Genomic DNA, 1,165 nt, shown 5'->3' on the forward strand with positions numbered 1-1,165 from the left:
GTGGCGATCGGTCGCGCCTCGCGCGTGCACCGACACAGCCTGACCGAATACAACAAGGCCGACGCCGGCCGCCCCGCCCTGCGCCAGGCGGTGGCGCGGCGTGCCCTGCACCTGGGCTGCGCGCTGGACGCGGCCGACATCGTCATCACCGCCAGCTGCACCCAGGCGGTGAGCCTGTGCCTGCGCGCGGTCACGCAACCGGGCGACGTGGTGGCGCTGGAGTCGCCCACCTATTTCGGCTACCTGGACCTGATCGAATCCCAGGGTCTGCGCGTGCTGGAAATTCCCACCCACCCGGCCACCGGCCTCTCGCTGCCCGCGCTCGAACTGGCGCTGGACACGCAACCGGTCAAGGCGGTGCTGGCCGCACCCACGCTGTCCAACCCGCTGGGCTCGGTCATGCCACTGGCGGCCAAGCACAGGCTGGTGAAGCTGCTGGCGCAGCGCGGCGTGCCGCTGATCGAGGATGTGGTGTACAACGACCTGCTGGCCGGCGACGAGCGGCGCAAGGCGGCCAAGTCCTTCGACACCGACGGCCACGTGATGGTCTGCGGCTCGTTCGCCAAGACGCTCACGCCCGGCATCCGCCTGGGCTGGGTGGAGGCCGGGCGCTGGCGCGACAGCGTAGCCAGCCACAAGCGCCTGCAGGGCGCGGCCACCCCGGTGGTGCTGGAAGAAGCCCTGGCCGACCTGCTGACCCAGGGCCACTACGAAGCCCACCTGCGGCGGCTGACCACCTACATGAACCAGCGCCGCAACGAGGCGCGGCGCCTGATCGCACACCACTTTCCCGCCGGCACGCGGGTGAGCAACCCGCCCTCGGGCGACACGCTCTGGCTGGAACTGGCCCCGGGCTTTTCGAGCATGGAACTGTTCCGCCGCTGCGCGGCCGAAGGCATCACCTTCGGGCCGGGCCAGTTCTTCACCGCCACCGACCGTTACCGCCACTGCCTGCGGCTGAATTTCTCTGGCCCCTGGAACACGCTGCACATGCAGGCGCTGGCGCGCATCGGCGAGATCGCGCGGCAGATGCTGCAGGAAAACCCCGAGAAGAAGCGCGCCTGAAGGCCGCAACGCGCCGACACAATGGTTCGACCATGATCGAACCGTTTGAGATCACCCCGCCGATGAGCGCCGAGCGCGCGCGCGAGATCGCCGCCGGCTT

The 1,165-nt window shown here is 70.0% G+C and carries 1 protein-coding gene; it reads left to right on the forward strand.

Annotated elements, in window-relative coordinates; genetic code table 11:
* Positions 1–1,065: PLP-dependent aminotransferase family protein (locus ACR2JA_RS09955; RefSeq protein WP_434008929.1), on the forward strand; the 1,065-nt coding region annotated here is incomplete at its 5' end.
* Between the last annotated feature and the right edge of the window lie 100 nt (positions 1,066–1,165).

The organism is Hydrogenophaga sp., assembly GCF_051007235.1.
Classification (GTDB): domain Bacteria; phylum Pseudomonadota; class Gammaproteobacteria; order Burkholderiales; family Burkholderiaceae_C; genus Hydrogenophaga.